Below are 26,317 nucleotides of genomic sequence, written 5' to 3' on the forward strand. Positions count from 1 at the left end.
ATTACAATCGGATCAGGCTACACAGTCACAACGGTTATCGAACTCCGGTAGACATGGAAGCCCTGGCGGCATGAAAAGGGATAAAACCCTATAACTGTGTCCAGGAACGTTTGACCAGATCAGTGAGGGGCTGGATGGCGAAGGCGAAGAAGGTTTTAAGCGAACGGCGCCTTAACCCTCATCCCCCTCCTCATCATCGCCACCATCAACCTTCATCCCCAATTCCTTGATCTTGCGCGTCAGGGTGTTGCGACCCCAACCGAGCAATACCGCCGCATCACGACGCCGACCGGCTGTGTGCTTGAGCGCGGTCTCGATCATGATCCGCTCAAACGCCGGCACCGCGCTGTCGAGCAAACTCGACTGGCCACGGGCCAAGGCCTGATCGGCCCACTGGCGCAGCGCCTGCTCCCAGTTGGTGACCGGTGCCGAATCCTGCGGCAGGCTCAGCAACTCTGGCGGCAGATCGCTGATATGCACTTCGCGCCCGGAGGCCATTACGGTGATCCAGCGGCACGTGTTCTCCAGCTGCCGAACGTTGCCCGGCCACGGCAGGTTTTTCAGGTATTCCTCGGTCTCGCTCTTCAGCAGCTTCGGCTCGACCGCCAATTCTTGCGCGGCGCGGCTGAGGAAATGCTTGGCCAGGGTCGGAATGTCTTCACGACGATCCGACAGACGCGGGATGTGGATGCGGATCACGTTGAGGCGGTGGAACAAATCCTCGCGGAATTTCCCGGCGTGTACCAGGGTTTCCAGATTCTGGTGCGTCGCGGCGATGATCCGCACATCGACTTTGACCGGCACATGCCCGCCAACGCGATAGAACTCGCCGTCCGCGAGAACCCGCAACAGACGCGTCTGGGTATCGGCGGGCATGTCGCCGATTTCATCGAGGAACAGCGTCCCGCCGTCAGCCTGTTCGAAGCGGCCGCGACGCAGGTTGGCCGCGCCGGTGAACGCGCCTTTTTCGTGGCCGAACAGCTCGGACTCCATCAGGTCCTTGGGGATCGCCGCCATGTTCAGTGCGATAAACGGCGAGGCCGCGCGCGGGCTGTGGCGGTGCAGGGCGTGGGCCACCAGTTCTTTACCGGTGCCGGACTCGCCGTTGATCAGCACGGTGATGTTGGAGTGGCTCAAGCGGCCGATGGCGCGAAACACTTCCTGCATCGCCGGCGCTTCGCCGATGATTTCCGGGGTGCGGGTCAGCGCGGGCACGACTTCCAGGCCTTGTTGTTCCTGCGCGTGCTGGTTGGCGCGTTTGACCAGGGATACTGCTTCATCCACGTCGAACGGCTTGGGCAGGTATTCGAATGCGCCGCCCTGATAGGAGGCGACGGCGCTGTCCAGGTCGGAGTGAGCGGTCATGATGATGACCGGCAACCGTGGGTGTTGTTCGCGAATCCGTGCGAGCAGGTCGAGGCCGCTGGCGCCGGGCATGCGGATGTCGGAAATGATCACGTCAGGCTGCTGGCGGGCCAGGCGACTCATCACGCCATCGGCGCTGTCGAAGCTCTGGGTGGTCATGCCTTCCTGCTGCAAGGCCTTTTCCAGAACCCAACGGATAGAACGGTCGTCATCGACGATCCACACAGTTTCACTACGGCTCATGTCGATGTGGCTCCTTGTTCCAGTGGCAGAAAGATCGAGAACGTGGTGTGGCCTGGATGGCTGTCACACTCGATCAGGCCCTGGTGCTGGCTGATGATGTTCTGGGTAATGGCCAGGCCCAGTCCGGTACCGTCCGGACGACCGCTGACCATGGGAAAGAAAATGGTTTCCTGAAGTTCCGCCGGGATCCCCGGGCCGTTGTCGATGATCTCGATCTTGGTCACCAGACGATGGCGGACGTGGCCGATGGTGAACTGGCGCATCGTTCGCGTGCGCAGGCTGATGCGGCCCAGGCGCAGCTCGTTCTGGCTGCTGATCGCCTGCATGGCGTTGCGCACGATGTTCAGCACGGCCTGAATCATTTGCTCGCGGTCGATCAACACGTCGGGAATGCTCGGGTCGTAATCGCGCACCAACGTGATGCAGCCCTGACTTTCCGCCTCGACCAATTGGCAGACACGCTCCAGCACTTCGTGGACGTTGCACATGGCCAGCGACGGCAGCTTGTTCGAGCCAAGCATGCGATCAACCAGATTGCGCAGGCGGTCGGCCTCTTCAATGATCACGTTGGTGTAGTCGCGCAGACTGTCTTCCGGCAGTTCGCGGGCCAGCAACTGCGCCGCGCCGCGGATGCCGCCGAGGGGATTCTTGATCTCATGGGCGAGGCCGCGCACCAGCATCTTGCTGGTCTCCTGTTTGGACAGTTGCGCCTCTTCCTTGGTGATCCGCAGCAGCCGGTCACGCGGGTGCACTTCCAGCAGAAGCATGGTTGCGCCGTTGCTGAGGATTGGCGTCACCGCGTAGTCCACGGTCAGGGTCTGGCCGGTGAGGGCGGTGAGCATGGCTTCGCGTTTGGTGAACGGGTGCGCCTGCTCCACCGCCTGGCGCAGCGAGTTGAGCGCTTCGGTGGACTCGGTGAACAGCTCGCTGATGAACTGCCCATGGCTGCGCTGGCCGCTGATGGCCAGCAGCATTTCCGCCGCCGGGTTCATGTATTCGAGGCGCAATTCGGCGTCGAGCAGAATGGTGGCGGTGGTCAGGTTGTCGAGCAGCAAACGGTGGATTGCGTCGCTAATAGTCATCGGAGCCTCTTTTGGGGGCGGAGCGTGCGCAAGAAGCAGGCGTCGTTAAACGGAAAATGCAAAAACCAAACCAAGGCTCCGAAAAGAAGCGTTCAACCCCTGAAACGGGCGTTTGACGCTCGTTTGCGTGGCGCCATTGCGGCTGGAACGGGAAGTTTCGAACCAAAATGGGTTGGAATGTGGGTACGGTGCAGTCTATTGCACCAATATAGTGCGCAAAGCTGAACGGCGTTAGAAGAAACGCAGGAAGGGGTTTTTCGGCTCGGGCGGTTTGTCTTTCAGCGGACATTCCGGGCGTACGCCGTAGTCTTCGCTGACGCAGGGTTTGACCTGACGTTTCTGCGCCAGCGAGATGCGCAGCATGTGGAACGGCTGGTTGGCGGTGCGTTCGACGATGCGGCCCTGTTCATCAAGGATTTCCACCGACAAGTGGTGGCTGCCACGGTCGATGTTACTCAACGGGAACACCGGGCTCAGGCCTGGCTCGCCAGTGGCCTTACCGTCGAGCAGCAGGCGGTAGCGATGGCCTTGCTGCAGGCCCGGTTCGCTGGTGACGCTGACGATCACCTCGCCCGCGCTGCTGCGAATGGTCGCATCCGGCTCGGGGATCAGGATGCGCAGCATGTCGTAGTGGAACAGCGGTGGTTCCGGGGATTTTTGTGTCGCGCGCAGCGGCGCAGCCGCCGTGGGATTAGCCGACATGCGGTTGCTGGTCGCGATGGGCACACGCTTGGCGTCGCCACGCGGCTGGTCGGTGTAGACGCGATTGCCCTGCGCATCGACATAGGTGAAGACCTCGGCGTGAACGGGCAGAGCGAACAGGCACAGGATCAGCCAGAAAATCCTCATGGCGTGTGCACCCGCTGCACGGTGAACGTCACCGCCGGGCTCTGCTGGATGATCGTTTCGCCGTCGATCACCTGCACCGCGAGACGATGCTCCCCGCGATCAATATTCACCAGTTGCAGGATCGGCACGTTGCTCGACTGGCCGTAAGGCGCGTCGTCCAATACCAGCCTGAGTTGGTGCGGCGACTGCAGGCGCGGCTTGATCAGCACGTTGACGGTGAAGGTGCCGTTGTTGGCGCGCAGGGCTTCTTCGGTAGGCAGGCCGGTCAGCTCCAGCACTGCATAAGCGTTGCGGGCCGCTGGGCGATTGTCCGTGCTGGCGGGCGCCGGGGCGCGCGGTGCCTGTGGTTCGACGCTGTTGAGCGGCGGCAGCTCCACTGGCTGCGCCTGTACGCCGTCCGGCGAACGGTCGCTGTACACCGTGTGGCCGTTGGCGTCGGTGTACTTGTAGATCTGCGCGGCGGCGGGCAGGGCGATCAGCAGCAGGATGTAGAGAAAGGTGCGACCCATGAAATCGACCGGGAAAGAAAGCGATGGGGTGCAGCATAGGCGAGGTGCGGCGGTTGGCCCAACCCGAGACAGATCCGGAAATCATTCGGACGCCAAAATCTCCCGTAGGAGTGAGTCTGCTCGCGATGACGTTGTATCCGTCACTCTCACTTGCAATGACCCACCGCTATCGCGAGCAGGCTCACTCCTGCAGGAATATGGGGCGGCCATAAAATCCGGGCGATAAAAAAGGCCTCCCGAAGGAGGCCTCTTTTTGTCACGCCGTTTAGCGCGGCGCTACCGGATCAGCAGCTGTAGTACAGCTCATATTCCAGTGGGTGTACGAAGGTGCGAACCTTGATTTCTTCTTCGGATTTCAGCGCGATGTAAGCGTCGATGAAGTCGTCGGAGAACACGCCGCCCTTGGTCAGGAACGCACGGCCCTTGTCCAGCTCTTCCAGGGCTTCTTTCAGGCTGCCGCAAACTTGTGGGATCTCTTTCGCCTCTTCAGGCGGCAGGTCGTACAGGTTTTTGTCAGCGGCATCGCCTGGGTGGATCTTGTTCTGGATACCGTCCAGGCCGGCCATCAGCAGAGCTGCGAATGCCAGGTACGGGTTGGCAGCCGGATCCGGGAAGCGTGCTTCGATACGACGGCCGCGTGGGCTGTTGACGTAAGGAATACGGATCGAGGCGGAACGGTTGCGAGCCGAGTAGGCCAGCATTACCGGGGCTTCGAAACCTGGCACCAGACGCTTGTAGGAGTTGGTGGCCGGGTTGGTGAAGCCGTTCAGCGCTTTACCGTGCTTGATGATACCGCCGATGAAGTACAGGGCGGTTTCGGACAGGCCGGCATAGCCTTCGCCAGCGAAGGTGTTCTTGCCGTCTTTGGCGATGGACATGTGGACGTGCATGCCCGAGCCGTTGTCGCCGTACAGTGGCTTCGGCATGAAGGTCGCGGTGCGGCCGTAAGCGTCGGCAACGTTGTGTACAACGTATTTCAGAGTCTGAACTTCGTCAGCTTTCTTCACCAGGGTGTTGAACTTGACACCAATTTCGTTCTGACCGGCAGTCGCCACTTCGTGGTGGTGAACTTCAACGGTCTGGCCCATCTCTTCCAGTGCGTTGCACATGGCAGTACGGATTTCGTGGTCGTGGTCGAACGGCGGAACCGGGAAGTAGCCACCTTTGACGCCAGGACGGTGACCTTTGTTGCCGCCTTCGATGTCCTGGTCGGACATCCACGAACCTTGTTCGGAGTAGATCTTGAACATCGAGCCGGAGATGTCCGACTTGAACTTCACTTCGTCGAAGATGAAGAATTCCGGTTCTGGACCGGCGAAGACGGTGTCACCGATACCGGTGGTCTTCAGGTATTCCTCGGCGCGGTGAGCAATGGCGCGCGGGTCACGATCGTAACCTTGCATGGTCGACGGTTCGATGATGTCGCACACCAGGATCAGGGTGGCGTCTTCGGTGAAAGGGTCGAGCACGGCAGTGTCGTCGTCCGGCAGCAGGATCATGTCGGAGGCTTCGATGCCTTTCCAGCCAGCGATGGAGGAACCGTCGAACATCTTGCCGACTTCGAAGAAGTCGTCTTCCAGCGCATCGCGAGCCGGCATGGTCACGTGGTGCTGAGTGCCTTTGGTGTCCGTGAAGCGCAGATCAATCCACTTGACGTCATGATCTTTGATGAGTTGAACCGACTTCGACATAGTGTCCTCCGGGTGGCTTAGGGCTTGGTAGTGGATGCCCTTAATATGGGTGATGCCGGCGCAGATACTCTGCCAAGGCAACCTGCCTCACAAGGGAGCAAATTGCATGCCAGTGCCCCAGCATGGGTTTTTTGCCCCAAATTCACGCTTCTAATGGAGCAAATCGCCAGAAAGGCGAAAATCTCGCCCTTTAATGTAGCGCTCGATTCTGAAAATGACCTGTTTTGGTGCGCGCAAAACCTTATGCACATTAACTGGTTAAACCTTGAGCAATTTCCGCTATAATCCGCGCCCCCCTTTTTCGGCTGGCCCTGCGCGCGCTGTTTTCATGAAACTAATCGTAAAAGTCTTCCCCGAGATCACCATCAAGAGTCGACCTGTCCGGACGAAATTTATCCGCCAGTTGGCCAAAAACATCCGCGCCGTGCTCCGCGATCTGGACCCGGCTGTGGTGGTGAACGGTGTGTGGGACAACCTCGAGCTGGAAACCCGCGTAGCCGACGCCAAAGCCCAGAAAGAGATGGTCGAGCGTCTGAGCTGCATGCCGGGCATTGCCCACCTGTTGCAGATCGACGAGTACCCGCTGGGCGACTTCGACGACATCACCGAAAAGTGCAAACAGCACTACGGTGATGCACTGGCCGGGAAGATTTTTTCGGTGCGCTGCAAGCGCGCGGGCAAGCACACGTTCAGCTCGATGGACGTCGAAAAATACGTCGGCAGCAAGCTGCGCCGTGAGTGCGGTGCTGCCGGTATCGACCTGAAAGCGCCACAAATCGAAGTGCGCATCGAAGTTCGCGACAAACGGTTGTTCGTCATCCACAGCCAGCACAACGGCATCGGCGGTTACCCGCTCGGCGCGTTGGAGCAGACGCTGGTATTGATGTCCGGCGGCTTTGACTCGACCGTTGCCGCCTACCAGATCATGCGCCGTGGCCTGATGGCGCACTTCTGCTTCTTTAATCTGGGCGGTCGTGCCCACGAATTGGGCGTGATGGAAGTCGCGCATTTCATCTGGAAGAAGTACGGCAGCTCGCAACGCGTGCTATTTGTCAGTGTTCCGTTCGAAGAAGTGTTGGGCGAAATTCTCGGCAAAGTCGATAACAGTCATATGGGCGTCGTATTGAAGCGTATGATGTTGCGCGCGTCCTCCGCCATTGCCGACCGCCTGCACATTGATGCCCTGGTGACCGGCGAAGCGATCTCCCAGGTGTCGAGCCAGACGCTGCCGAACCTGTCGGTGATCGACTGCGTGACCGATAAGCTGGTCCTGCGTCCGCTGATCGTGGCGCACAAGCAGGACATCATCGACACGGCCAACGAGATCGGCACCGCCGATTTCGCCCGGCACATGCCGGAGTACTGCGGGGTCATTTCGGTCAATCCGAAGACAGCCGCCAAACGCGGTCGTGTTGAGCACGAAGAGAAAGAATTCGACATGGCGGTGCTCGAGCGTGCGCTCGAAAACGCCAAACTGGTGCCGATCGATCGGGTGATCGACGAATTGGGCCAGGACGTACAGATTGAAGAAGTCAGCGAAGCACTGGCCGGTCAGATCGTCATCGACATCCGTCACCCGGATGCCGCCGAGGATGAGCCGCTGGAAATCGCTGGCGTAGAAGTACAGACGATGCCGTTCTACGCAGTGAACGCTCGTTTCAAGGAGCTGGATCCGACTCGCCAGTACCTGCTGTATTGCGACAAAGGCGTGATGAGTCGCCTGCATGCTCACCATTTGCTCAGTGAGGGGCATGCCAATGTGCGCGTTTATCGACCGAGCTAAGTGCCCGGGGCTGTTTGCCTGTGGCCTGCGTCACCGGCCCCCCGACACCGCCGTCAAGCTGTAACGGCCATGCCGGACACTACTGTTAATCGCTGCCAAGACTTGTCAGCAAACCGAATCCTCTGATCGAGATACACAAGTGATCGAAAATCTACGTAACATCGCCATCATTGCCCACGTTGACCATGGTAAGACCACCCTGGTAGACAAACTCCTGCGTCAATCCGGCACCCTGGAGCGCAACGAGCTCAACGACGAGCGCGTGATGGACTCCAACGACCAGGAAAAAGAGCGCGGTATTACCATTCTGGCGAAAAACACCGCCATCAACTGGAACGGCTACCACATCAACATCGTGGACACCCCGGGCCACGCCGACTTCGGCGGCGAAGTTGAACGCGTAATGTCGATGGTTGACTCCGTTCTGCTGCTGGTTGACGCTCAAGACGGCCCTATGCCGCAAACCCGTTTCGTGACCAAGAAGGCGTTCGAAGCCGGCCTGCGTCCAATCGTGGTAATCAACAAGGTTGACCGTCCAGGCGCGCGTCCGGACTGGGTTCTGGACCAGATCTTCGACCTGTTCGACAACCTCGGTGCGACCGAAGAACAACTGGACTTCCAGGTGGTTTACGCCTCGGCCCTGAACGGCATTGCCGGTCTGGATCACACCGCCATGGCTGAAGACATGACTCCGCTGTACCAAGCGGTCGTCGATCACGTTCCGCCTCCGGCCGTTGACCGTGACGGTCCGTTCCAGATGCAGATCTCCGCACTGGACTACAACAGCTTCCTGGGTGTTATCGGTGTTGGCCGTATCGCTCGTGGTCGCGTCAAGCCGAACACCCCGGTTGTCGCTATCAGCGCCGACGGCAAGCGCCGCAACGGTCGTATCCTGAAGCTGATGGGTCACCACGGTCTGCACCGCATTGACGTTGAAGAAGCAGCGGCCGGCGACATCGTCTGCATCAGCGGCTTCGACGAGCTGTTCATCTCCGACACTCTGTGCGATATCAACACCGTCGAGGCGATGAAGCCACTGACCGTTGACGAGCCAACCGTTTCCATGACCTTCCAGGTAAACGACTCGCCATTCTGCGGTAAAGAAGGCAAGTTCGTGACCTCCCGTAACATCAAGGATCGTCTGGACAAAGAGCTGCTGTACAACGTTGCACTGCGCGTTGAAGAAGGCGACTCGGCTGACAAGTTCAAGGTTTCCGGCCGTGGTGAGCTGCACCTCTCGGTACTGATCGAAACCATGCGTCGCGAAGGCTTCGAGCTGGCCCTGGGCCGTCCTGAAGTGATCATCCGTGAAGTTGACGGCGTGAAGCAGGAACCGTTCGAAAACGTAACCATCGACATCCCTGAAGAATCGCAGGGCAAGGTCATGGAAGAGATGGGTCTGCGTAAGGGCGACCTGAGCAACATGGTGCCGGATGGCAAGGGCCGTGTTCGTCTGGAATACAACATCCCTGCTCGTGGTCTGATCGGTTTCCGTAACCAGTTCCTGACCCTGACCAACGGTGCTGGCATCCTGACCTCGATCTTCGACCGTTACGCTCCAGTGAAGTCGGGCCACATGTCCGGCCGTCAGAATGGCGTTCTGGTTTCGGTTGAAACCGGCAAGGCACTGACCTACTCGCTGGAAACCCTGCAGGCTCGTGGCAAGCTGTTCGTAGAACACGGCCAGGAGATCTACAACGGTCAAATCGTTGGTCAGAACAGCCGCGACAACGACCTGGGTGTAAACCCAACCAAAGGCAAGAAGCTCGACAACATGCGTGCTTCGGGTAAAGACGAAACCATCGCTCTGGTACCACCTGTTCGTTTCACCCTGGAACAGGCTCTGGAATACATCCAGGAAGACGAGCTGTGCGAAGTCACGCCTAAGTCCATCCGTCTTCGCAAGAAGATCCTGGACGAAAGCGAGCGTACCCGCGCTGCCAAGAAAGCCAAGGCGTAATTTAGCCCTGGAATAAAAAACGCCCCCGGTCGCGAGACCGGGGGCGTTTTTGTTTGTCTGGGGGAAGTGCAGATGGGGCCTTGAAGATCAAAAGCCCCTCACCCTAGCCCTCTCCCGGAGGGAGAGGGAACTGAATTTGGGATGCTTGAGAAGTACGCCGACCTGAAAATGCTGTGATGAATCCATAATCGACTGGATTTTTCAGGTCGACGTATAGCGCCAGACACCTCGGTTGGCCCCCTCTCCCTCCGGGAGAGGGCTGGGGTGAGGGTTGGCTTTTAGAACTTCTCGATCGACCGCGAATTCTGCACCCGCTCGACTTCTTTCGGCTTGTACGCGCAATACCCCGGACGCGGGCCGATTTTCGGGTGGTTGCGGCAGGTGTCCGGGCGCTTGTCATAAATGGTGCACAGGCGGCTCTTACGATCCAGGTAGTAGCAATCGTTGTTGCTCATGCGCTGCAGGGTGAAGATCCCCGACTTCTGGTTGAAGCGCTCGACCAGCCCTTCCTTTTGCAGACGCTTGGCGATGTTCTTCGGTGGATCGCCCAGCTCGAACTCGTCGACCACGCCGATGCGCACCAGGTCCTTGATCTTGACCTCGACCGGCAGCGTGCAGCAGCTGGAGACACAAGAGCCGCACATCGGGGCCGAATATTTGGCCCACGTATCGAGACGGTCGATCTCGGCGGCGGCAATCAGGTTGGGCTTCATCATCGGGAGTTACCAGGCGTGTATGCATCAGGGCGCGCGATCATACCGGGACTGGTGGATTTTTGAACAACCTTTCGCCAGATTTTTTCTACAGACAGGCCGGCGGCCGGACAATTCGGCACAACCCCTGCATTCATTAGCCCACTCGCCAAGGTTATGTCGGGCTATCTCACCGTCTTCGGAAATACTGCAGAACCTGCGCCTCTACCGTCGGTCAGACCGTCTAGGCTCAGACAATTTCCCGCTCGCTCGAGGTCCTATCGATGACTCAAGAACCACTAGTTCGCGAAGCAGAGGTGGCCGCATTCCGCGACGCCGTCCTGACCAAGCTCACCTATGCAGTGGGCAAAGACCCGGATCACGCCTTCGACCATGACTGGTTCGAGGCCATTGCCCTGGCGGCCCGCGACCACATGGTCGAACACTGGATGGACCACACACGGCAGATTTACCGCAAAGGCCAGAAGCGGGTGTATTACCTCTCGCTGGAGTTTCTCATCGGCCGTTTGCTCTACGACAGCCTGAGCAACCTTGGCCTGCTCGATGTCGCCCGTGAAGCGCTGACTGAGCTCGGTGTCGATCTGGAGCGGATTCGCCTGCTTGAGCCAGATGCGGCACTCGGCAACGGCGGCCTCGGCCGGCTGGCGGCGTGCTTCATGGAAAGCATGTCGACCCTCGGCATCGCCGGGCATGGCTACGGGATTCGCTATGAACACGGCTTGTTCCGTCAGGCCATCGTCGATGGCTGGCAGCAGGAGCAGACCGAACACTGGCTGGACTTCGGCAACCCGTGGGAGTTCGAGCGTCCGGAAGTGGTGTACAGCATCGGCTTCGGCGGCAGCGTCGAAACCGTCACCGATGCCAGCGGCAAGACCAGGCAGGTCTGGTCACCAGCGGAAACGGTACGCGCGATTGCCTACGACACACCGGTGGTCGGCTGGCGCGGGGCGAGCGTCAATACCCTGCGCCTGTGGCGCGCACGCGCCATGGAAGACCTGCACCTGGAGCGCTTCAACGCCGGTGACCACTTGGGTGCGGTTGCTGAAGTCGCCCGGGCTGAAAGTATCTCCCGCGTGCTCTACCCGGCGGACAGCACCGAAGCGGGGCAGGAGCTGCGCCTGCGTCAGGAGTACTTCTTTGTCGCCGCCTCTCTGCAGGACTTGCTGCGTCGTCATCGCAACATGCACACCTCGGTGCTGACCCTGGGCGATCACGCAGCGATTCAGCTCAACGACACGCACCCCTCGATTGCTGTCGCCGAACTGATGCGCCAATTGGTCGATGTCTACGACGTGGCCTGGGATGCGGCATGGCAAGTCACCGTCGACACGCTGTCGTACACCAACCACACGCTGCTGCCGGAAGCGCTGGAAACCTGGCCGGTCGGTCTGATGGAGCGCATGCTGCCGCGGCACATGCAGATCATCTACCTGATCAATGCCCAGCACATCGACTCGCTGCGAGCCAAGGGCATTCACGATTTCGACGTGCTGCGCGCAGTGTCGCTGATCGAAGAGGACAACGGTCGCCGGGTGCGCATGGGCAACCTCGCGTTCCTCGGTTCGCACAGCGTCAACGGCGTGTCCGGGTTGCACACGCAGTTGATGCGCAAGACCGTATTCGCCGAACTGCACAAGCTTTATCCAGAGCGGATCAACAACAAAACCAACGGCATCACCTTCCGCCGCTGGTTGTTCCAGGCCAACTCCGAGCTGACCTCGATGCTGGTCGACGCACTCGGTCCGGAGGTTCTCGATAATCCCGAAGAGCGCCTGCTCGACCTCGAACCGTTCGCCGAGAAAACCGCGTTCCGCAAAGCCTTCGCCGAGCAACGCCTGCACAGCAAGAAAGCCTTGGCCTATCTGATTCACGAGCGGTTGGGCATCGCGGTCAATCCGGCAGCGATGTTCGACGTGCAGGTCAAACGGATCCACGAATACAAGCGCCAGTTGCTCAACCTGATGCACACCGTGGCGCTGTATCAGGCGATTCGCGCCGAGCCCGAAGTCGATTGGGTGCCGCGGGTGAAGATCTTCGCCGGCAAGGCGGCCGCGAGTTATCACCAGGCCAAATTGATCATCAAGCTGACCAACGACATCGCCCGTGTCGTCAACAATGACCCGACGGTGCGCGGCTTGCTGAAAGTGGTGTTTTTGCCCAACTACAACGTCAGCCTGGCCGAGAGCATCATTCCGGCGGCGGACTTGTCCGAGCAGATTTCCACGGCCGGTTTCGAAGCGTCGGGCACCAGCAACATGAAGTTCGGCCTCAACGGCGCGCTGACCATCGGCACCCTCGACGGCGCCAACGTGGAAATGTGCGAACGCATCGGGGCCGAGCACATGTTCATCTTCGGCCTCAGTGCGCAGCAGGTTGAAGCGCGCAAACAGAATCACGAGTTCAGTGCGGCGCCGGACATTGCCGCGTCGCATCGTTTGAGCGACGTGCTGCAAGCGATCCGCAGCGGCGTGTTCTCGCCGGATGACACCTCACGCTACACCGGGCTGATCGACTCGCTGGTGGACTACGACCGCTTCCTGGTCTGTGCCGACTTCGATTCCTACTGGGAAGCGCAGAAACGCGTTGAAGCGCATTGGCACGACTCCAATAACTGGTGGCGTTCGGCGGTGCTCAACACCGCGCGGATGGGCTGGTTCTCTTCCGACCGGACGATTCGCGAGTACGCCACGGATATCTGGAAAGCGCTGGAGTAACTTTTCGCCCGGCTCGATATAATCGGCGCGCCGGAAAAGATCGCAGCCTTCGGCAGCTCCTGCACAGGTGTTCACATAACCCTGCAGGCGCTGCCGAAGGCTGCGATCTTTTTGGATCAGGCTGCGCTAATCTTCCCGGATTGGCCTTTGCGCTTAGGGATATCGACCATGCAATGGATGTTCATGTTGATCGGGCTGCTGCTCGGCTGGCTGCTCGACGAGTCGTTCAGTGATGCGCTGTTGGGTGCATTGCTGGGGCTGGTCATCGGTCAGACGATCCGTATTACCCGACTCGGCTCGCAGACTGCCGAGCATAAACGTCAACTTGAACAGGCAAAAGTCGCCTTGCAGGCCGTCGAGCAACGTCTGTTTCTGCTCGAAGGTGCCGGCGTAAGCACTGCACCACCGAGGGTTGCGCCGGCTCCGGAAGCCGTCGAACCGGTGTTCGTCGCCGAACAGGCACCCGCTGCCGCACCGGAACTGGTCTGGGAGTTGCCGCCCGAGCTTGAACCGCTTTCCGCCGTCGCCAGTGAAACCAGCCAGCCGCTACCGGCCGATGTCTGGCGTCTGGACGCCATCACCGACGAGCCAACAGCCCCTGCACAACCTGCTGAACCCCGTGGCCCGAACCTGATCGAGCGCGGCATCAGTGCTGCGCGCAACTGGCTGTTTGGCGGCAACACGGTGCTGCGAGTCGGCGTGGTGTTGCTGTTTTTCGGTCTGGCGTTCCTGTTGCGTTACGCCACCGAAGGCATGGTCGTGCCGATCGAGTTGCGCTACGCCGGGGTCGCGGCTGCGGCGTTGGGACTGCTCGCGCTGGGTTGGTGGTTGCGCCGGCGCAACAGCAATTACGCGTTGATGCTGCAGGGCACCGGGATTGCGGTGCTGTATCTGACGGTGTTTGCGGCGATGCGTTTGCACCCGCTGCTTGATCCGTCGGCTGCGTTGGGGTTGCTGGTCGCGGTGACGGTGTTTTCGGCGATTCTGGCGATTACTCAAGATGCACTGGGCCTGGCCGCCGCAGCAGCGCTCGGCGGTTTCGCCGCGCCGATCCTGACCTCGACCGGGGCCGGCAACCATGTCGCGCTGTTCAGCTATTTCGCGTTGCTCAACGCCGGCATCCTTGCCATTGCCTGGTTCAAGGCCTGGCGGCTGCTCAACCTGATCGGTTTCGTCGGCACCTTCGGTATCGGTTTCGCCTGGGGCCTGCGCTCGTATGCGCCCGAGTTGTTGTGGAGTACCGAGCCGTTCCTGATTCTGTTCTTCCTGATGTACCTGGCCATCGGCCTGTTGTTCGCCCGTCGCAAGTTGCGCGACATGCCCGATGCGCCGGCAGATGGCGACCGCGAGGCATTGCTGCACTGGTCAGCGCGCAAAGGCGATTATGTCGACGGGACGATGCTGTTCGGCCCGCCGATCATTGGCTTCGGTTTGCAGTTCGCGCTGGTCCAGCATCTGGAGTTCGCGGCCGCTTTCAGTGCGCTGGCGCTGGGCATGATCTACATGGCGCTGGCCAGAGTGTTGATGGGCGGTCGCGCGGTGTTGCTGGGTGAAACCTGTCTGGCGCTCGGGGTGATTTTTGCCAGTCTGGCGATCCCGCTGGGACTCGATGCGCGCTGGACCTCGGCGGCATGGGCGGTCGAAGGTGCAGGGATTTTCTGGCTGGGTCTGCGTCAACATCGACCGTTCGCCCGGGCCTTTGCGCTGCTGTTGCAACTGGGTTCGGCACTGGCGTTCCTCAGTCAATTGCGTCTCGGCGAAAGCAGTCTGCTTGACGGTGCACCGTTGGGCGCATTGATGCTCGGTATTGCGTTGCTGTTCAGTTTCTACCAACTGCGCAAGGCTTCACCGGAACAGGCATCGCCTTGGGAGCGCCAAGGCTTGCCGGTATTGGCGTGCCTGGGGCTGACCTTCCTCTATCTGCTGGCGCCGCTGTTTTTCTTCGTTCAGGCCACGGCGATCAGTTGGGCGCTGGCCGGTTTGGTGACGTTGTTTGTCGGTCTGCGCCTGCAATCTCGCACGTTCCTGTTCACCGCGTTTGCCGTGCAGTTGCTCGGTGGCGCGTTGTTCCTGTTGCGCCTGCAAGGCGCGGGCGAGGATTCGGCGGCCGTGTTCAGCGCTGGCTGGAGCGGCTTGCTCAGTGCATCGCTGATCGGTCTGGCGTTGATCGCCGGCATGCTGTTGGCGGCTCGCGATGACATGGTGCGCGGTGACGTGCGTCTGCTGCGCGGTTTGTCGGTGGTGCTGCTGGCGGGTCTGGTGCTGATCAATCTGGCGGTGCTGTTCGTGCTGCCGTGGCAGACCGCGAGTGCGGTGTGGGCCGCCAGCGGTTTGCTGATCATCTGGCTGAGCCTGTACCTCAAGCAGCGGGTGAGTTTTGTCTTCGGGCTGTTGTTGCAGGTGATCGGTGGCGCGGCGTTTTTGCTGGCCGGCCCGCAATTGCTCGGGCCGCTGTCCAGCGAAGGCTTGCGGCCGCTGGCCCATGGCGGCTTCTGGACGCCGCTGGTGCTGGGGCTGGCCGCGATGATCGGTGCGTGGTGCCTGCAACTGGGCAATCACGCCTCGGCCTTCGATGGGCTGAGTTTGCAGCGCTTGTCTGAAGTGTTGCTGGTGTGGGGCGCCGGTTGGTGGGCGCTGGCGTGGATCAGTGAAGTGCTGCGGTTTGCGCCGCTGCATCTGCAAGCCACGCTGTTGCTGCTGATCGCGGCGCTCAGCGTAGCGTTGTGGGCATGGTTGTCGCTGCGCCTGAAATGGTCGGCACTGGGCCTGCTCTGCACCTTGCTGATTCCGGCGGCAGGACTGGTGCTGCTGGCCGCCTGGCATTCGCGTTATCACCCGGCGGCAAACTTCGGCTGGCTGGCGTGGGCACTGGTGTTCGCCGTGCATGTCTTCAGTTTGCGGCGGTTGGCGCCGATGCTGCCGGCGCGGGCCCTGAGCGCTGCGCATGTGCTCGGCTGCTGGTTGCTGATCGGCGTGCTGGCGCTGGAGTTGCGCTACGGCCTGCTGCTGTTGTCCGAGCAATACAACGCCTGGCGCTGGCTGGGCTGGGCGATTCTGCCGAGCCTGTATCTGCTGTTGATGGCCGCGCCGCGCAACTGGCCGTGGCCGGTGGCGGCGTTCCCCCGCGAATACCGCTTGTACGCGGCCGCGCCGCTGGCGGTGCTGATGTTGGGCTGGTTCTGGCTGGCCAATGGTGTCAGTGACGGTAACGCCGAACCGCTGCCGTATGTGCCGCTGCTCAACCCGCTGGAGTTGGGGTTGCTGTTCGCACTGTTCGGGGTGTACGTCTGGTCGCGCAGCGCCGTGACACAACTGTCGATTCGCAAGGATTACGTCGAGTACGCCACGCAACTGGTCGCCGGTATTTCCTTGTTCGCCTTTTGCACCGCGCTGGTCACCCGCGCCGCTCACCATTGGGCGGGGATCCCGTTCGAACTCGATCAACTGCTTGCCTCGATGCTGGTGCAGGCCGGCTTGTCCATCGTCTGGACACTGATGGCGCTGGGACTGATGATCGGCGGACATCTGCGTCATCGCCGCGAGGTCTGGCTGGTCGGCGCCGCGCTGATTGCGCTGGTGGTGGCCAAACTGGTTTTTGTCGAATTGAGCAACCGTGGCGGCCTCGCCCGGATCGTCTCGTTTATCGGTGTCGGCGTGTTGTTGCTGGTGGTGGGCTACTTTGCGCCGCTGCCGCCCAAACGCGTCGAGGCTGAACCGGCGGCGGACAAACCGGCCCCGGAAACCGAAGGAGTTTCATCTTGAGTCGCATGCTGAATCTGGGGTGGTTGGCGCTGGGCGTGGTGATGGCTGCCGGCGCCCAGGAAAAACCGGCGGACTTCGCCACGCAGGTGCCGCTGACCGTCAGTGGCAACGGCCCGTGGTACCGCCTCGAATTGCCCCTGAGCGCGCAGTTGCAGGCACGCCAGACCGACCTGAGTGACCTGCGGGTGTTCAACGCTGCCGGTGAGCCCCAGGCTTACGCCTTGGCCCGTGAATCGGCGCAGACCCGCGACAACGGCCAGTTGCACGAAGTGAAGTGGTTCCCTCTGTACAACGCCGCCGATGCCAGCGAACGCGCACCGAATGTGCGGGTGCAATCGACCACCAGCGGCACGCTGGTCGAAGTGCAGCCCTCCAGCCAGTTGGAGGCCGGCGAAGAAGTGCTGCGTGGCTGGCTGTTGGATGCGAGCGCGATCAAAGCGCCGTTGCAGCAATTGATCCTTGACTGGACCAGTGAGCGCGACGGCTTTCAGCGCTTCAGCATCGAGGCCAGCGACGATTTGCAGCACTGGCAAGCGTGGGGCGAAGGTCAGGTCGCGCGGCTGACCTTCGCCGATGAGCGTATCGAACAGCATGAGGTGACGCTGCCGGGGCAATCGGCGCGTTACCTGCGGCTGTTGTGGGAGTCGCCGAGTTCGGCGCCGATCCTCACGGCGGCACAACTGAAAAACAGTGATCCGCGCAACGTTCCGCTGCCGTTGGTCTGGTCACAGTCATTGGCCGGCAATAGCACCAAGGCCGGTGAATACAGTTGGCAGTTGCCGATGGGGCTGAATGTCGAGCGGGTGCAGGTTGAACTGAAACAGCCGAACAGCCTGGCGCCCGTGACGCTGGCCGGCCGTCGCGAAAGCAGTTTGCCGTGGCAGACATTGAGCAGCGGTTTGCTGTATCGCCTGACGCAGAACGGTCAGGACGTGGTGCAGAACGAATTGCCGCTGTACGGGCAGACCGTGCAGCAGTTGAAATTGAATGTGGACGAGCGCGGCGGTGGTTTGGGCGAGCAGGCACCGAGTCTGAAATATGCGGTGCGGGCGACGCAGGTGATTTTCCTCGCACGTGGGGAGGGGCCGTATAGCCTGGCATTGGGGAACCCGAGTGTGAAAACGGCGAACCTGCCGCTGGCCACGCTGATTCCGGATTTCAAACCGGAGAAACTCGCGACGCTGGGCAAGGCGACGGTGGCGGGTGAAGTGCTCAACACCCAGGCTTCGCCTGCAACCACGACGGCCGCTGCCGAGACCAACTGGAAGAAAATCGGGTTATGGGCGGTGTTGTTGCTCAGTGTGGTTTTTCTTGGCGCGATGGCGTTCAGCTTGTTGCGCAAGCCACCGACCAACACCTGAGAATGGCCGGCGCTACGCGCCATTCGCTGGCAAGCCAGCTCCCACAGGTTATTGGGTGTACACAAAACAGGTGAGCGATCGAAGTCCTTGTGGGAGCTGGCTTGCCAGCGATGACGGCCGATCAATCAACAAAAATCTTCAAACTGCCGCTATCACTCAACCACCACCCGTCCCGAACCGGTCTACGCTAAACCCGCTACCTGAACTCTCCACTGACAATCACGTCTCATAGAGGCAATTACGCCCCAACGCACGTTACCGGGCGTCTTCGCTCGCTACGTTTTCAGACTCCCTGTAAACTGCGCGGGTTTTTAGCCCCCCATTCCACCGGAGCCGTCCATGTCCCGCGTTACCCTGAGTCGCTATTTGATTGAGCAGACCCGCAGCAACAACACTCCTGCCGATCTGCGCTTCCTGATCGAAGTGGTGGCGCGTGCCTGCAAGGAGATCAGCCACGCCGTGTCCAAAGGCGCCCTGGGCGGTGTTCTGGGCAGCATGGGCACTGAAAACGTCCAAGGCGAAGTGCAGAAGAAGCTCGACGTGATCTCCAACGAGATCCTGCTCGAAGCCAACGAATGGGGCGGTCACCTGGCCGGCATGGCGTCCGAAGAAATGGACAATGCCTACCAGATCCCGGGCAAATACCCGAAAGGCGCCTACCTGCTGGTATTCGACCCACTGGACGGTTCGTCGAACATCGACATCAACGCCCCGGTCGGCACCATCTTCTCGGTACTGCGTTGCCCGAACGAATACCTGAGCCAGAACGAGCCACTGAACGAGAAAGCGTTCCTGCAGCCAGGCACCCAACAGGTTGCCGCCGGTTACGCCATCTACGGCCCGCAGACCATGCTGGTGCTGACCCTGGGCGACGGCGTCAAGGGCTTCACCCTGGACCGCGAAATGGGCAGCTTCGTCCTGACCCACGAAGACATCACCATTCCTGAATCGACCCAGGAATTCGCCATCAACATGTCCAACCAGCGCCACTGGGAAGCCCCGGTACAACGCTACGTTGGCGAACTGCTGGCCGGCGAAGAAGGCCCGCTGAAGAAGAACTACAACATGCGTTGGGTGGCCGCGATGGTTGCCGACGTACACCGCATCCTGACCCGTGGCGGTCTGTTCATGTACCCACGCGACAGCCGTGAGCCATCCAAGCCGGGCAAACTGCGTCTGATGTACGAAGCCAACCCGATGTCGTTCCTGGTGGAACAGGCCGGCGGCGCGTCCACCGACGGTCACCAGCGCATCCTCGACATTCAGCCCGAAGGCCTGCACCAGCGCGTAGCGGTGTTCCTTGGCTCGAAAGAAGAAGTCGCCCGCGCCACGGCCTACCACAAGGAATAAACCATGCACGCGCCTTGGCAGCCGTTGCTCGAGTGGTGGTTCGGACACGCCGAATCACCTGACGAGATTGCGGCTGACAAAGGCAAGTTGTGGTTCGGCAAGAAAGATAGCCAAGACCTCGAAGCGCAGACGCGTTTCGGGGTCTTTGTCGATCAGGCCCTCGCCGGCGAATTGACCGAGTGGACGCAACGTCCCGAAGGTTGGCTGGCGGTGGTGCTGCTGCTCGATCAATTGCCGCGAATGATCTTTCGCGACTCTCCCAAAGCGTTTTCCGGTGATCTGCGCGCGCAGAAACTCGTCGCCCAAGGCATTGCGGCGGACTTCGACCGGCAGTTGAAGCCGATCCAGCGGGTATTCATTTATCTGGTGTTCGAACACTGCGAAAACCTCGCGGTGCAGAACGAAGCCGTTTCACGGTTTATGGATCTGGTGGCTGAACAGCCGGAAGCCGAGCGGGCGGTGTTTGCCGATAATCTGGATTACGCCGAGCGGCACCGCAAAGTGATTGCGCGGTTTGGCCGGTTTCCGCATCGCAATGCGGTGTTGGGGCGGGAGTCTACGGCTGAGGAGTTGGTGTTTCTTTCTGAGCCTGGCTCTAGATTTTAAGAGCTTTCCCTCACCCTAGCCCTCTCCCGGAGGGAGAGGGGACTGATCGAGGTGTCTGGGCTTGATACATCGACCTGAGATATCGAGTCGAACTCAGGTTTTGAACAGTGTGAAGATCGGCTCCCTTCCCCCCTCGCCCCCTTGGGGGAGAGGGTTGGGGTGAGGGGGTAAAGCCCTTGATCTTCAGATCCTGAAACTACCCACCAACTGCTTCAACCGCGCCGCCTGCTGCTCCAGATCCGAGCACGCCCGCAGCGTTGCCTGCAGGTTCTCCACACCTTCCTGGTTCAGCGTGTTGATCTCGTTGATATCGACGTTGATCGACTCGACCACAGCGGTCTGCTCTTCGGTCGCGGTGGCCACCGACTGGTTCATGCCGTCGATCTCGCCGATGCGCTGGGTCACGCTGCCCAACCGCTCGCCAGCCTGGTTGGCGATGCCGACGCTGCTTTCGCTCTCGCGCTGGCTCTCGGTCATGATGTTCACCGCCTGGCGTGCGCCGACCTGCAGCTCTTCGATCATCTTCTGCACTTGTTGCGCCGAATCCTGGGTACGGTGCGCGAGGTTGCGCACTTCGTCCGCGACCACGGCAAAACCACGCCCGGCTTCACCGGCACGGGCCGCTTCGATCGCGGCGTTGAGCGCCAGCAGGTTGGTCTGCTGCGAGATGCTGGTGATCACTTCCAGAATCTGGCCGATGTTTACCGTGTTGCTGTTGAGGGTTTCGATGTTGCCGCAGGAGTCGCTGATTTTTGCCGACAGTTGCTGCATGGCGTGGATGGTTTTATCTACCACCTGCTGGCCGTCGACCGCCAGGCTGCGCGCATCGCTGGAGTGCTGCGAGGCAAGGGCGGCGTTTTGCGCGATTTCCTGGGCGGCGGCGCCGAGCTGGTTGATCGCGGCGGCCACGCTGTTGGTGCGGCTGGCCTGCTGGTCAGAGTTGTACATCGACGAGTTCGATGCGGCGACCACGCGCAGGGCGACTTCGTTGACCTGGCCGGTGGCCGAGGACACTTCGCGGATCGAGGTGTGAATGCGCTCGACGAAGCGGTTGAACGAGGTGCCCAGTGCGCCGAACTCGTCGTGGCCGTGGATCACCAGACGCTTGGTCAGGTCGCCCTCGCCTTCAGCGATATCGTGCATGGCGCGGCCCATGGTCAGCAGCGGTTGCATCAGCACGCGGATCAGCATGCCGAGCAGGGCGATGATGATCACCACGGCAATGACCATGGCGATCAGCGCCGAAGTGCGGAATTCACTGAGCATCGAGAACGCAGTGTCTTTGTCCAGCACCAGCGCCACGTACCAGTCGGCCGATGGCACGCCGTTGACGTGGGTGAAGGAGATCAGTTGAGTCTTGCCGTCGAACTCGACTTCTTTCAGGCCCGGGCTGACCTTCGGCGCGCCGTTCGGATACGCCTCGGCGAGGGTCTTGAGCACCAGTTTGCTGTCCGGGTGGATGAGGATCTTGCCCTCGCTGCTGACGATGAAGGCGTGGCCGTGGCCGCCGAAGTTCAGCGAGTTGATGATCGCGCTGACGCTGCTCAGGTCGATGTCTGCACCGGCCACGCCGAGCATCTGGCCCTGGCGCTGCACCGGGGTGGCGACGGTGATCACCAGTTTGCCCGACGAAGCGGCGATGTACGGTTCGGTGACGATGGTCTGCTGCGCGCTGTTGGCCGCCTTGTACCAGCCACGGGCGCGGGGGTCGTAGTCCGGCGCGCGGTTGCCGGCGGGCACCGAGAACATCACGCCGTCGACACCACCGAAGTAGCTGAGCTGGAAATTGCCGGTGTAGGCGGGCAGGTCGATGATGCGTTTCAGGCTGGCGGGTGCATTACCGTCAACCGCCACTTGCTGCGACAGCGATTGCAGCAACTGAATCCGGCTTTCCAGCCAGGTCTGGATGTTGCTGGTGGTCAAGCTGCCCAGTTCCTGCATCGACGCTTCGGTGCTGCTGCTCAGGGCTTCGCGTTGTCGGTAATCGTTGAACAAAATGAAACAGGCGAACGCAATGGCCACCACGAGGGCGGCAGCCAACAAGATCTTGTGGCTGAATTTCATGTTTCTGGTCATCGAATGAACTACCGCGAGGGGACTGGTCAAGAAAGGGCGGCAATTTGCCACACTCGGGGGCTTTGCGCTGCTCTTATTTCGACCGCGGCGCGCCAAAGATTAGGCGGTTTTCGTGAAATGCGACGAAATGCACACCAGGCCCACAAGGTGTCTGATTTATCGGCAAAAGCCAGACGGGCGGGCTAATAAATAGCCGTCCGTACAGGGAACCAGAAGAAGGTTTTCTCTTCTAAGCTTCTGGTTGGCACCCTGCCATCCCCCCTCGTTCCAGGAGTTACACCATGTCGCTGCGATCTATCGCCCTGTTGTCGTTTTGCGTGCTGTTGGCCGCATGCAGCAAGGTCAACCAGGAAAACTACTCGAAGCTCTCGGCCGGCATGGCCAAGGCCGAGGTTGAGACCTTGCTCGGCAAACCCACCGACTGCTCGGGCGCGCTCGGCATGTCCAGTTGCACCTGGGGCGACAAGAACAGCTTTATCAGCGTGCAGTACGCCGGTGACAAAGTGCTGATGTTTTCCGGCCAAGGCCTGAAGTAAACCGGGGCTTCGCGCCCACGGAGAAGAAAAAATGAAGCGGTTATTGTTGATCCTTTTTGCCGGCCTGGTGTTGGCCGGCTGCGCCACTTCAGGCGTCGACCCGTTGGCGCCGAAGACGGCCAACAGTGTCAATCTCAAGCGTTACCAGGGCACCTGGTACGAACTGGCGCGCTTGCCAATGTACTTCCAGCGCAATTGCGCACAATCCGAAGCCCATTACACCCTCCAGCCTGACGGTAACGTCGCGGTGCTCAATCGCTGCCTGACGTCGCAGTGGCAGTGGGAAGAGGCCAAGGGCAAGGCTTATCCACAGGTGCCGGGCAAGACCGACAAGCTGTGGGTCGAGTTCGATACCTGGTTCTCGCGGCTGATTCCGGGTGTGGCGAAAGGCGAATACTGGGTGTTGTACGTCAGCGATGACTACAAGACTGCCATCGTCGGCGATCCGAGTCGCAAGTACATGTGGCTGTTGTCGCGCACGCCGACCGTCAACGGTGTGGTGCGTGAAGAACTGCTGAGCAAGGCGCGGCAGCAGGGGTATGACACCACGCGATTGATCTGGCGAACGTCGGATCGGCAGATGGCCAAGACTTCGAATTAAGCATCGCCACCCATCAAAATGTGGGAGCGAGCTTGCTCGCGAAAGCGGTGTATCAGTCAACATTTCAGTCGACTGATACGGCCTCTTCGCGAGCAAGCTCGCTCCCACATTTTTGTTTTGTGTCAGCCTAAAAGGTCGCGCAGGACCTGGGTGAAGGCGCGGGCGCTGTCTTCTTCGCCAGCATGCCGGCCATCGCGCACCACCCACTGGCCGTTGACCAGCACATCGCGCACCTGACGATCGCCACCGGCGAACAACCACCGATTCAAGATCCCGTCACCCGTGGCCGTGGCCAGATACGGATCGTTGCCATCGAGCACAATCCAGTCCGCACGCTTGCCAACCGCCAGCGCACCAATCGGTTGCCCCAACGCCTGCGCACCACCGTCCAGCGCTGCGTCATACAACGTACGCCCGACCATCGGCTGATCCGCGCCATACAAACGGTTACGCCGTTGATCACGCAGGCGCTGGCCATATTCCAGCCAACGCAATTCCTCGACCACGCTGAGCGACACATGGCTGTCGGAACCGATACCCATGCGCCCACCCTGGGCGAGGAAATCCACCGCCGGGAAAATCCCGTCGCCGAGGTTGGCTTCGGTGGTCAGACACAGGCCGGCGATGGCGCGACTCTTGGCCATCAGCGTGACTTCTTCCGGGTTGGCGTGAGTCGCGTGGACCAGGCACCAGCGCTGATCGACTTCAGTATTTTCGTAGAGCCATTGCAACGGACGCCGTCCGCTCCAGCTCAGGCAGTCATCGACTTCCTTCTGCTGTTCGGCGATGTGAATGTGCACCGGGCACTGTTGGTCGCTGGCGGCCAGCACTTCGCTGATCTGCTGCGGGGTCACCGCGCGCAACGAGTGAAAGCACAGGCCCAGCGATTGCGCCTTTTGCTGCGCCAGTAATGGCTGCAAGCGCGATTGCAGGTTCAGGTAATTTTCGGTGCTGTTGATAAAGCGACGCTGGCCGTCGTTCGGCGTCTGCCCGCCAAAACCCGAATGGCTGTAGAGCACCGGCAGCAGGGTCAGGCCGATGCCGCTGTCACTTGCGGCCTGGCTGATGCGCAGCGCCAGCTCGGCCGGGTCGGCGTAAGGCTGGCCGTTGTGGTCGTGGTGCACGTAATGGAATTCGGCGACCGAGGTATAACCGGCCTTGAGCATCTCGATGTACAACTGACGGGCGATCACCCCGAGCTGATCCGGACTGATTTTTCCGACCAGCCGATACATCAGGTCGCGCCAGGTCCAGAAACTGTCGTTGGGATTGCCGGCCACTTCGGCCAGTCCGGCCATCGCACGCTGGAAGGCGTGGGAGTGCAGGTTGGGCATCCCCGGCAGCAACGGGCCGCTCAGCCGCTCGGCGCCATCTGCGGTGGAATCGGCCTGGATTTGGGTCAACACGCCATCGGCGTTGACCTCAAGACGTACATGGTTGGCCCATCCGTTAGGCAGCAGCGCGCGTTCGGCAAAGAAGGCGGACATGGTTCAGCACCCCATCGTGTGTTATTTGTATATACATATACAGACGTTTGCCTGCCCGGTAAACTCCGGCAAGCTAGCCACTTTCTTCAATGAACAGGGATCAACCGTGCCGACTCCGCCTCCAGTCTCCCCGTTGGCCGCGAACCTGGGCGACAGTCCGGCGCCCTTGTACGCCCGCGTCAAACAGATGATCACCCAGCAGATCGACAGCGGTAACTGGCCGCCGCACTACCGTGTGCCGTCGGAAAGCGAGCTGGTCAATCAGCTCGGTTTCAGCCGTATGACCATCAACCGTGCGTTGCGTGAAATGACCGCCGACGGTTTGCTGGTGCGCATGCAAGGCGTCGGTACATTCGTCGCCGAACCGAAGAGCCAGTCCGCGCTGTTCGAAGTGCACAACATCGCCGACGAAATCGCCTCACGCGGCCACCGCCACACCTGCCAGGTCATTACTCTGGAAGAAGAGGCCGCCGGCTCCGAACGCGCACTGGCGCTGGACATGCGCGAAGGGCAGAAGGTTTTTCACTCGCTGATCGTGCATTACGAAAATGACATTCCGGTGCAAATCGAAGACCGTTTCGTCAACGCACTGGTCGCGCCGGAATACCTCAAGCAGGATTTCACCCTGCAAACCCCGTATGCCTATCTCAACCAGGTGGCGCCGCTGACTGAAGGCGAACACGTGGTCGAAGCGATCCTCGCTGAACCGTCCGAGTGCAAGTTGCTGCAGATCGAAAAAGGCGAGCCGTGCCTGTTGATCCGCCGTCGTACCTGGTCGGGCCGTCAGCCGGTGACGGCAGCGCGCCTGATTCACCCCGGTTCCCGTCATCGTCTGGAAGGACGCTTTCATAAATGAATGGTTTGAAGGTTTTACGCGCCGAAGGCTACCCGCGCATGCCGTGGAAGAACGGCGGTGGCAGCACCGAAGAAATTACCCGAGACGCGGGCGCGGGCCTGGAGGGTTTTGGCTGGCGCCTGTCGATTGCCGACATCGCCGAGTCAGGCGGGTTTTCGACCTTTACCGGTTATCAGCGAGTGATCACGGTGTTGCAGGGCGACGGCATGACGCTGTGCGTCGATGGCGATGACACACGCCCGCTGTTACCGCTCGACCCGTTTGCGTTCAGCGGCGAAAGCCAGGTGTCCTGCACGCTGCTTGGCGGGGCGATCCGCGATTTCAACCTGATCTACGCGCCGCAGCGTTACCGCGCGCGGTTGCAGTGGCTGGACGGTGAGCAGCGGTTTTTCAGCTCGGCGGGGACAGTGTTGGTGTTCAGTGTCAGTGAGTTGCTGCACGTGCAGGTCGGTGACAGCGTTTCACAGTTGGGGCGACATGATTGTCTGCAACTGGACGGTAACGCCGGGTTGGTCGAAGTCTCCACCAATGCCGCTTGCTGCGTAATCGAACTCCTCCAAAACTAACCAGAATCACCTGTGGTGAGGGGATTTATCCCCGTTGGGCTGCGTAGCAGCTCCGCTCCTTCTAATCGAAAATGGGGCCGCTTCGCGATCCAGTGGGGATACATCCCCTCGCCACAATTGCGTTCACACTTCCTGTTTCTCTCGGCGCACCAACTTGTTACCGAACGCCCCAGCGTGGCGCAAAACCACGCTTTTGTAACAGTCGCT

19 protein-coding genes are annotated in these 26,317 nt (G+C 60.6%); 11 read left to right on the top strand and 8 right to left on the bottom strand.

Annotation, left to right across the window (positions count from 1 at the left end; translation table 11 throughout):
• Nucleotides 1-171: 171 nt before the first annotated feature.
• The 5 genes from ntrC to glnA form a co-directional block, all read right to left on the bottom strand.
• Nucleotides 172-1,608: a nitrogen regulation protein NR(I) gene (gene ntrC / locus PseuLF5_RS27305; RefSeq protein ID WP_123470660.1), complete on the bottom strand. Its 1,437-nt coding sequence runs from the start codon at nucleotides 1,606-1,608 to the stop codon at nucleotides 172-174.
• Nucleotides 1,605-2,690, bottom strand: a complete 1,086-nt coding sequence (gene glnL, locus PseuLF5_RS27310; protein ID WP_007909240.1) for a nitrogen regulation protein NR(II) — start codon at nucleotides 2,688-2,690, stop codon at nucleotides 1,605-1,607. The genes ntrC and glnL overlap by 4 nt, the downstream gene beginning before the upstream one ends.
• Nucleotides 2,691-2,921: 231 nt before the next feature.
• On the bottom strand, nucleotides 2,922-3,539 hold the full coding sequence (locus PseuLF5_RS27315; RefSeq protein ID WP_340135060.1) for a DUF4124 domain-containing protein: 618 nt from the start codon (nucleotides 3,537-3,539) through the stop codon (nucleotides 2,922-2,924).
• Entirely contained in the window at nucleotides 3,536-4,048 is a 513-nt protein-coding gene (locus PseuLF5_RS27320; protein WP_340135061.1) for a DUF4124 domain-containing protein, read from the bottom strand. Before PseuLF5_RS27320 ends, PseuLF5_RS27315 begins: the two co-directional genes overlap by 4 nt.
• A 284-nt stretch (nucleotides 4,049-4,332) precedes the next feature.
• Nucleotides 4,333-5,739 (bottom strand): glutamate--ammonia ligase, encoded by a 1,407-nt coding sequence (glnA, locus tag PseuLF5_RS27325; RefSeq protein WP_007961736.1) that lies wholly within the window; start codon nucleotides 5,737-5,739, stop codon nucleotides 4,333-4,335.
• 328 nt (nucleotides 5,740-6,067) lie between these two features.
• Between glnA and thiI the strand changes: the two genes are divergently transcribed.
• Both thiI and typA read left to right on the top strand, forming a co-directional pair.
• Nucleotides 6,068-7,522, top strand: a complete 1,455-nt coding sequence (gene thiI / locus PseuLF5_RS27330; RefSeq protein WP_128616286.1) for a tRNA uracil 4-sulfurtransferase ThiI — start codon at nucleotides 6,068-6,070, stop codon at nucleotides 7,520-7,522.
• A 139-nt stretch (nucleotides 7,523-7,661) separates the two neighbouring features.
• Entirely contained in the window at nucleotides 7,662-9,482 is a 1,821-nt protein-coding gene (typA, locus tag PseuLF5_RS27335; protein ID WP_003220792.1) for a translational GTPase TypA, read from the top strand.
• A gap of 278 nt (nucleotides 9,483-9,760) precedes the next feature.
• On the opposite strand, the gene PseuLF5_RS27340 is transcribed toward typA, so the two are convergent.
• The gene (locus PseuLF5_RS27340; protein ID WP_007961740.1) at nucleotides 9,761-10,198 is read right to left on the bottom strand and encodes a YkgJ family cysteine cluster protein; all 438 of its coding nucleotides are present in this window, start codon (nucleotides 10,196-10,198) and stop codon (nucleotides 9,761-9,763) included.
• Nucleotides 10,199-10,458: 260 nt separating this feature from the next.
• Here PseuLF5_RS27340 and PseuLF5_RS27345 point away from each other — a divergent pair, with 260 nt between their 5' ends.
• The 5 genes from PseuLF5_RS27345 (at nucleotide 10,459) to PseuLF5_RS27365 (ending at nucleotide 19,988) form a co-directional block, all read left to right on the top strand.
• The gene (locus PseuLF5_RS27345) at nucleotides 10,459-12,909 is read left to right on the top strand and encodes a glycogen/starch/alpha-glucan phosphorylase (protein ID WP_123470669.1); all 2,451 of its coding nucleotides are present in this window, start codon (nucleotides 10,459-10,461) and stop codon (nucleotides 12,907-12,909) included.
• A gap of 168 nt (nucleotides 12,910-13,077) precedes the next feature.
• Entirely contained in the window at nucleotides 13,078-16,671 is a 3,594-nt protein-coding gene (locus tag PseuLF5_RS27350; protein ID WP_340135063.1) for a DUF2339 domain-containing protein, read from the top strand.
• Nucleotides 16,668-18,032, top strand: coding sequence for a DUF3999 domain-containing protein (locus tag PseuLF5_RS27355; protein ID WP_267798382.1), 1,365 nt, complete (start codon nucleotides 16,668-16,670; stop codon nucleotides 18,030-18,032). The genes PseuLF5_RS27350 and PseuLF5_RS27355 overlap by 4 nt, the downstream gene beginning before the upstream one ends.
• Nucleotides 18,033-18,371: 339 nt before the next feature.
• Entirely contained in the window at nucleotides 18,372-19,382 is a 1,011-nt protein-coding gene (locus PseuLF5_RS27360; protein ID WP_007909265.1) for a class 1 fructose-bisphosphatase, read from the top strand.
• Nucleotides 19,383-19,385: 3 nt separating this feature from the next.
• Nucleotides 19,386-19,988, top strand: coding sequence for a DUF924 family protein (locus tag PseuLF5_RS27365; protein WP_128616436.1), 603 nt, complete (start codon nucleotides 19,386-19,388; stop codon nucleotides 19,986-19,988).
• A gap of 183 nt (nucleotides 19,989-20,171) precedes the next feature.
• On the opposite strand, the gene PseuLF5_RS27370 is transcribed toward PseuLF5_RS27365, so the two are convergent.
• A complete protein-coding gene (locus tag PseuLF5_RS27370) occupies nucleotides 20,172-22,064 on the bottom strand; it encodes a methyl-accepting chemotaxis protein (RefSeq protein ID WP_202894581.1) in 1,893 nt (630 codons plus the stop codon).
• Nucleotides 22,065-22,345: 281 nt separating this feature from the next.
• Between PseuLF5_RS27370 and PseuLF5_RS27375 the strand changes: the two genes are divergently transcribed.
• Nucleotides 22,346-22,600, top strand: a complete 255-nt coding sequence (locus PseuLF5_RS27375) for a hypothetical protein (RefSeq protein ID WP_007952486.1) — start codon at nucleotides 22,346-22,348, stop codon at nucleotides 22,598-22,600.
• A 31-nt stretch (nucleotides 22,601-22,631) separates the two neighbouring features.
• Nucleotides 22,632-23,201: a lipocalin family protein gene (locus tag PseuLF5_RS27380; protein ID WP_123470680.1), complete on the top strand. Its 570-nt coding sequence runs from the start codon at nucleotides 22,632-22,634 to the stop codon at nucleotides 23,199-23,201.
• A 122-nt stretch (nucleotides 23,202-23,323) separates the two neighbouring features.
• Here the strand turns inward: PseuLF5_RS27380 and PseuLF5_RS27385 are convergent, their stop codons facing one another.
• A complete protein-coding gene (locus PseuLF5_RS27385) occupies nucleotides 23,324-24,688 on the bottom strand; it encodes a formimidoylglutamate deiminase (protein ID WP_123470682.1) in 1,365 nt (454 codons plus the stop codon).
• 187 nt (nucleotides 24,689-24,875) lie between these two features.
• Here PseuLF5_RS27385 and hutC point away from each other — a divergent pair, with 187 nt between their 5' ends.
• Complete coding sequence (hutC, locus tag PseuLF5_RS27390; protein WP_232519483.1) at nucleotides 24,876-25,544, top strand: histidine utilization repressor; 669 nt, start codon at nucleotides 24,876-24,878, stop codon at nucleotides 25,542-25,544.
• Nucleotides 25,541-26,110 carry a HutD/Ves family protein gene (locus tag PseuLF5_RS27395; protein WP_123470683.1) on the top strand — a complete coding sequence of 190 codons (570 nt, stop codon included), beginning with the start codon at nucleotides 25,541-25,543 and terminating at the stop codon, nucleotides 26,108-26,110. The genes hutC and PseuLF5_RS27395 overlap by 4 nt, the downstream gene beginning before the upstream one ends.
• Nucleotides 26,111-26,317: the final 207 nt, after the last annotated feature.

The organism is Pseudomonas sp. LF-5 (assembly GCF_037626295.1).
Taxonomy (GTDB): Bacteria; Pseudomonadota; Gammaproteobacteria; order Pseudomonadales; family Pseudomonadaceae; genus Aquipseudomonas; species Aquipseudomonas monsensis.

What these genes read in the sequence shown, in the direction of transcription:
- PseuLF5_RS27345 (WP_123470669.1), top strand. Translation starts at nt 10,459, where the DNA reads ATGACTCAAGAACCACTAGTTCGCGAAGCAGAGGTGGCCGCATTCCGC.
- PseuLF5_RS27370 (WP_202894581.1), bottom strand. Translation starts at nt 22,064, where the DNA reads ATGACCAGAAACATGAAATTCAGCCACAAGATCTTGTTGGCTGCCGCC.
- thiI (WP_128616286.1), top strand. Translation starts at nt 6,068, where the DNA reads ATGAAACTAATCGTAAAAGTCTTCCCCGAGATCACCATCAAGAGTCGA.
- glnA (WP_007961736.1), bottom strand. Translation starts at nt 5,739, where the DNA reads ATGTCGAAGTCGGTTCAACTCATCAAAGATCATGACGTCAAGTGGATT.
- hutC (WP_232519483.1), top strand. Translation starts at nt 24,876, where the DNA reads ATGATCACCCAGCAGATCGACAGCGGTAACTGGCCGCCGCACTACCGT.
- PseuLF5_RS27385 (WP_123470682.1), bottom strand. Translation starts at nt 24,688, where the DNA reads ATGTCCGCCTTCTTTGCCGAACGCGCGCTGCTGCCTAACGGATGGGCC.
- PseuLF5_RS27315 (WP_340135060.1), bottom strand. Translation starts at nt 3,539, where the DNA reads ATGAGGATTTTCTGGCTGATCCTGTGCCTGTTCGCTCTGCCCGTTCAC.
- ntrC (WP_123470660.1), bottom strand. Translation starts at nt 1,608, where the DNA reads ATGAGCCGTAGTGAAACTGTGTGGATCGTCGATGACGACCGTTCTATC.
- PseuLF5_RS27380 (WP_123470680.1), top strand. Translation starts at nt 22,632, where the DNA reads ATGAAGCGGTTATTGTTGATCCTTTTTGCCGGCCTGGTGTTGGCCGGC.
- PseuLF5_RS27350 (WP_340135063.1), top strand. Translation starts at nt 13,078, where the DNA reads ATGCAATGGATGTTCATGTTGATCGGGCTGCTGCTCGGCTGGCTGCTC.
- PseuLF5_RS27360 (WP_007909265.1), top strand. Translation starts at nt 18,372, where the DNA reads ATGTCCCGCGTTACCCTGAGTCGCTATTTGATTGAGCAGACCCGCAGC.
- PseuLF5_RS27395 (WP_123470683.1), top strand. Translation starts at nt 25,541, where the DNA reads ATGAATGGTTTGAAGGTTTTACGCGCCGAAGGCTACCCGCGCATGCCG.
- glnL (WP_007909240.1), bottom strand. Translation starts at nt 2,690, where the DNA reads ATGACTATTAGCGACGCAATCCACCGTTTGCTGCTCGACAACCTGACC.
- PseuLF5_RS27365 (WP_128616436.1), top strand. Translation starts at nt 19,386, where the DNA reads ATGCACGCGCCTTGGCAGCCGTTGCTCGAGTGGTGGTTCGGACACGCC.
- PseuLF5_RS27320 (WP_340135061.1), bottom strand. Translation starts at nt 4,048, where the DNA reads ATGGGTCGCACCTTTCTCTACATCCTGCTGCTGATCGCCCTGCCCGCC.
- PseuLF5_RS27375 (WP_007952486.1), top strand. Translation starts at nt 22,346, where the DNA reads ATGTCGCTGCGATCTATCGCCCTGTTGTCGTTTTGCGTGCTGTTGGCC.
- PseuLF5_RS27340 (WP_007961740.1), bottom strand. Translation starts at nt 10,198, where the DNA reads ATGATGAAGCCCAACCTGATTGCCGCCGCCGAGATCGACCGTCTCGAT.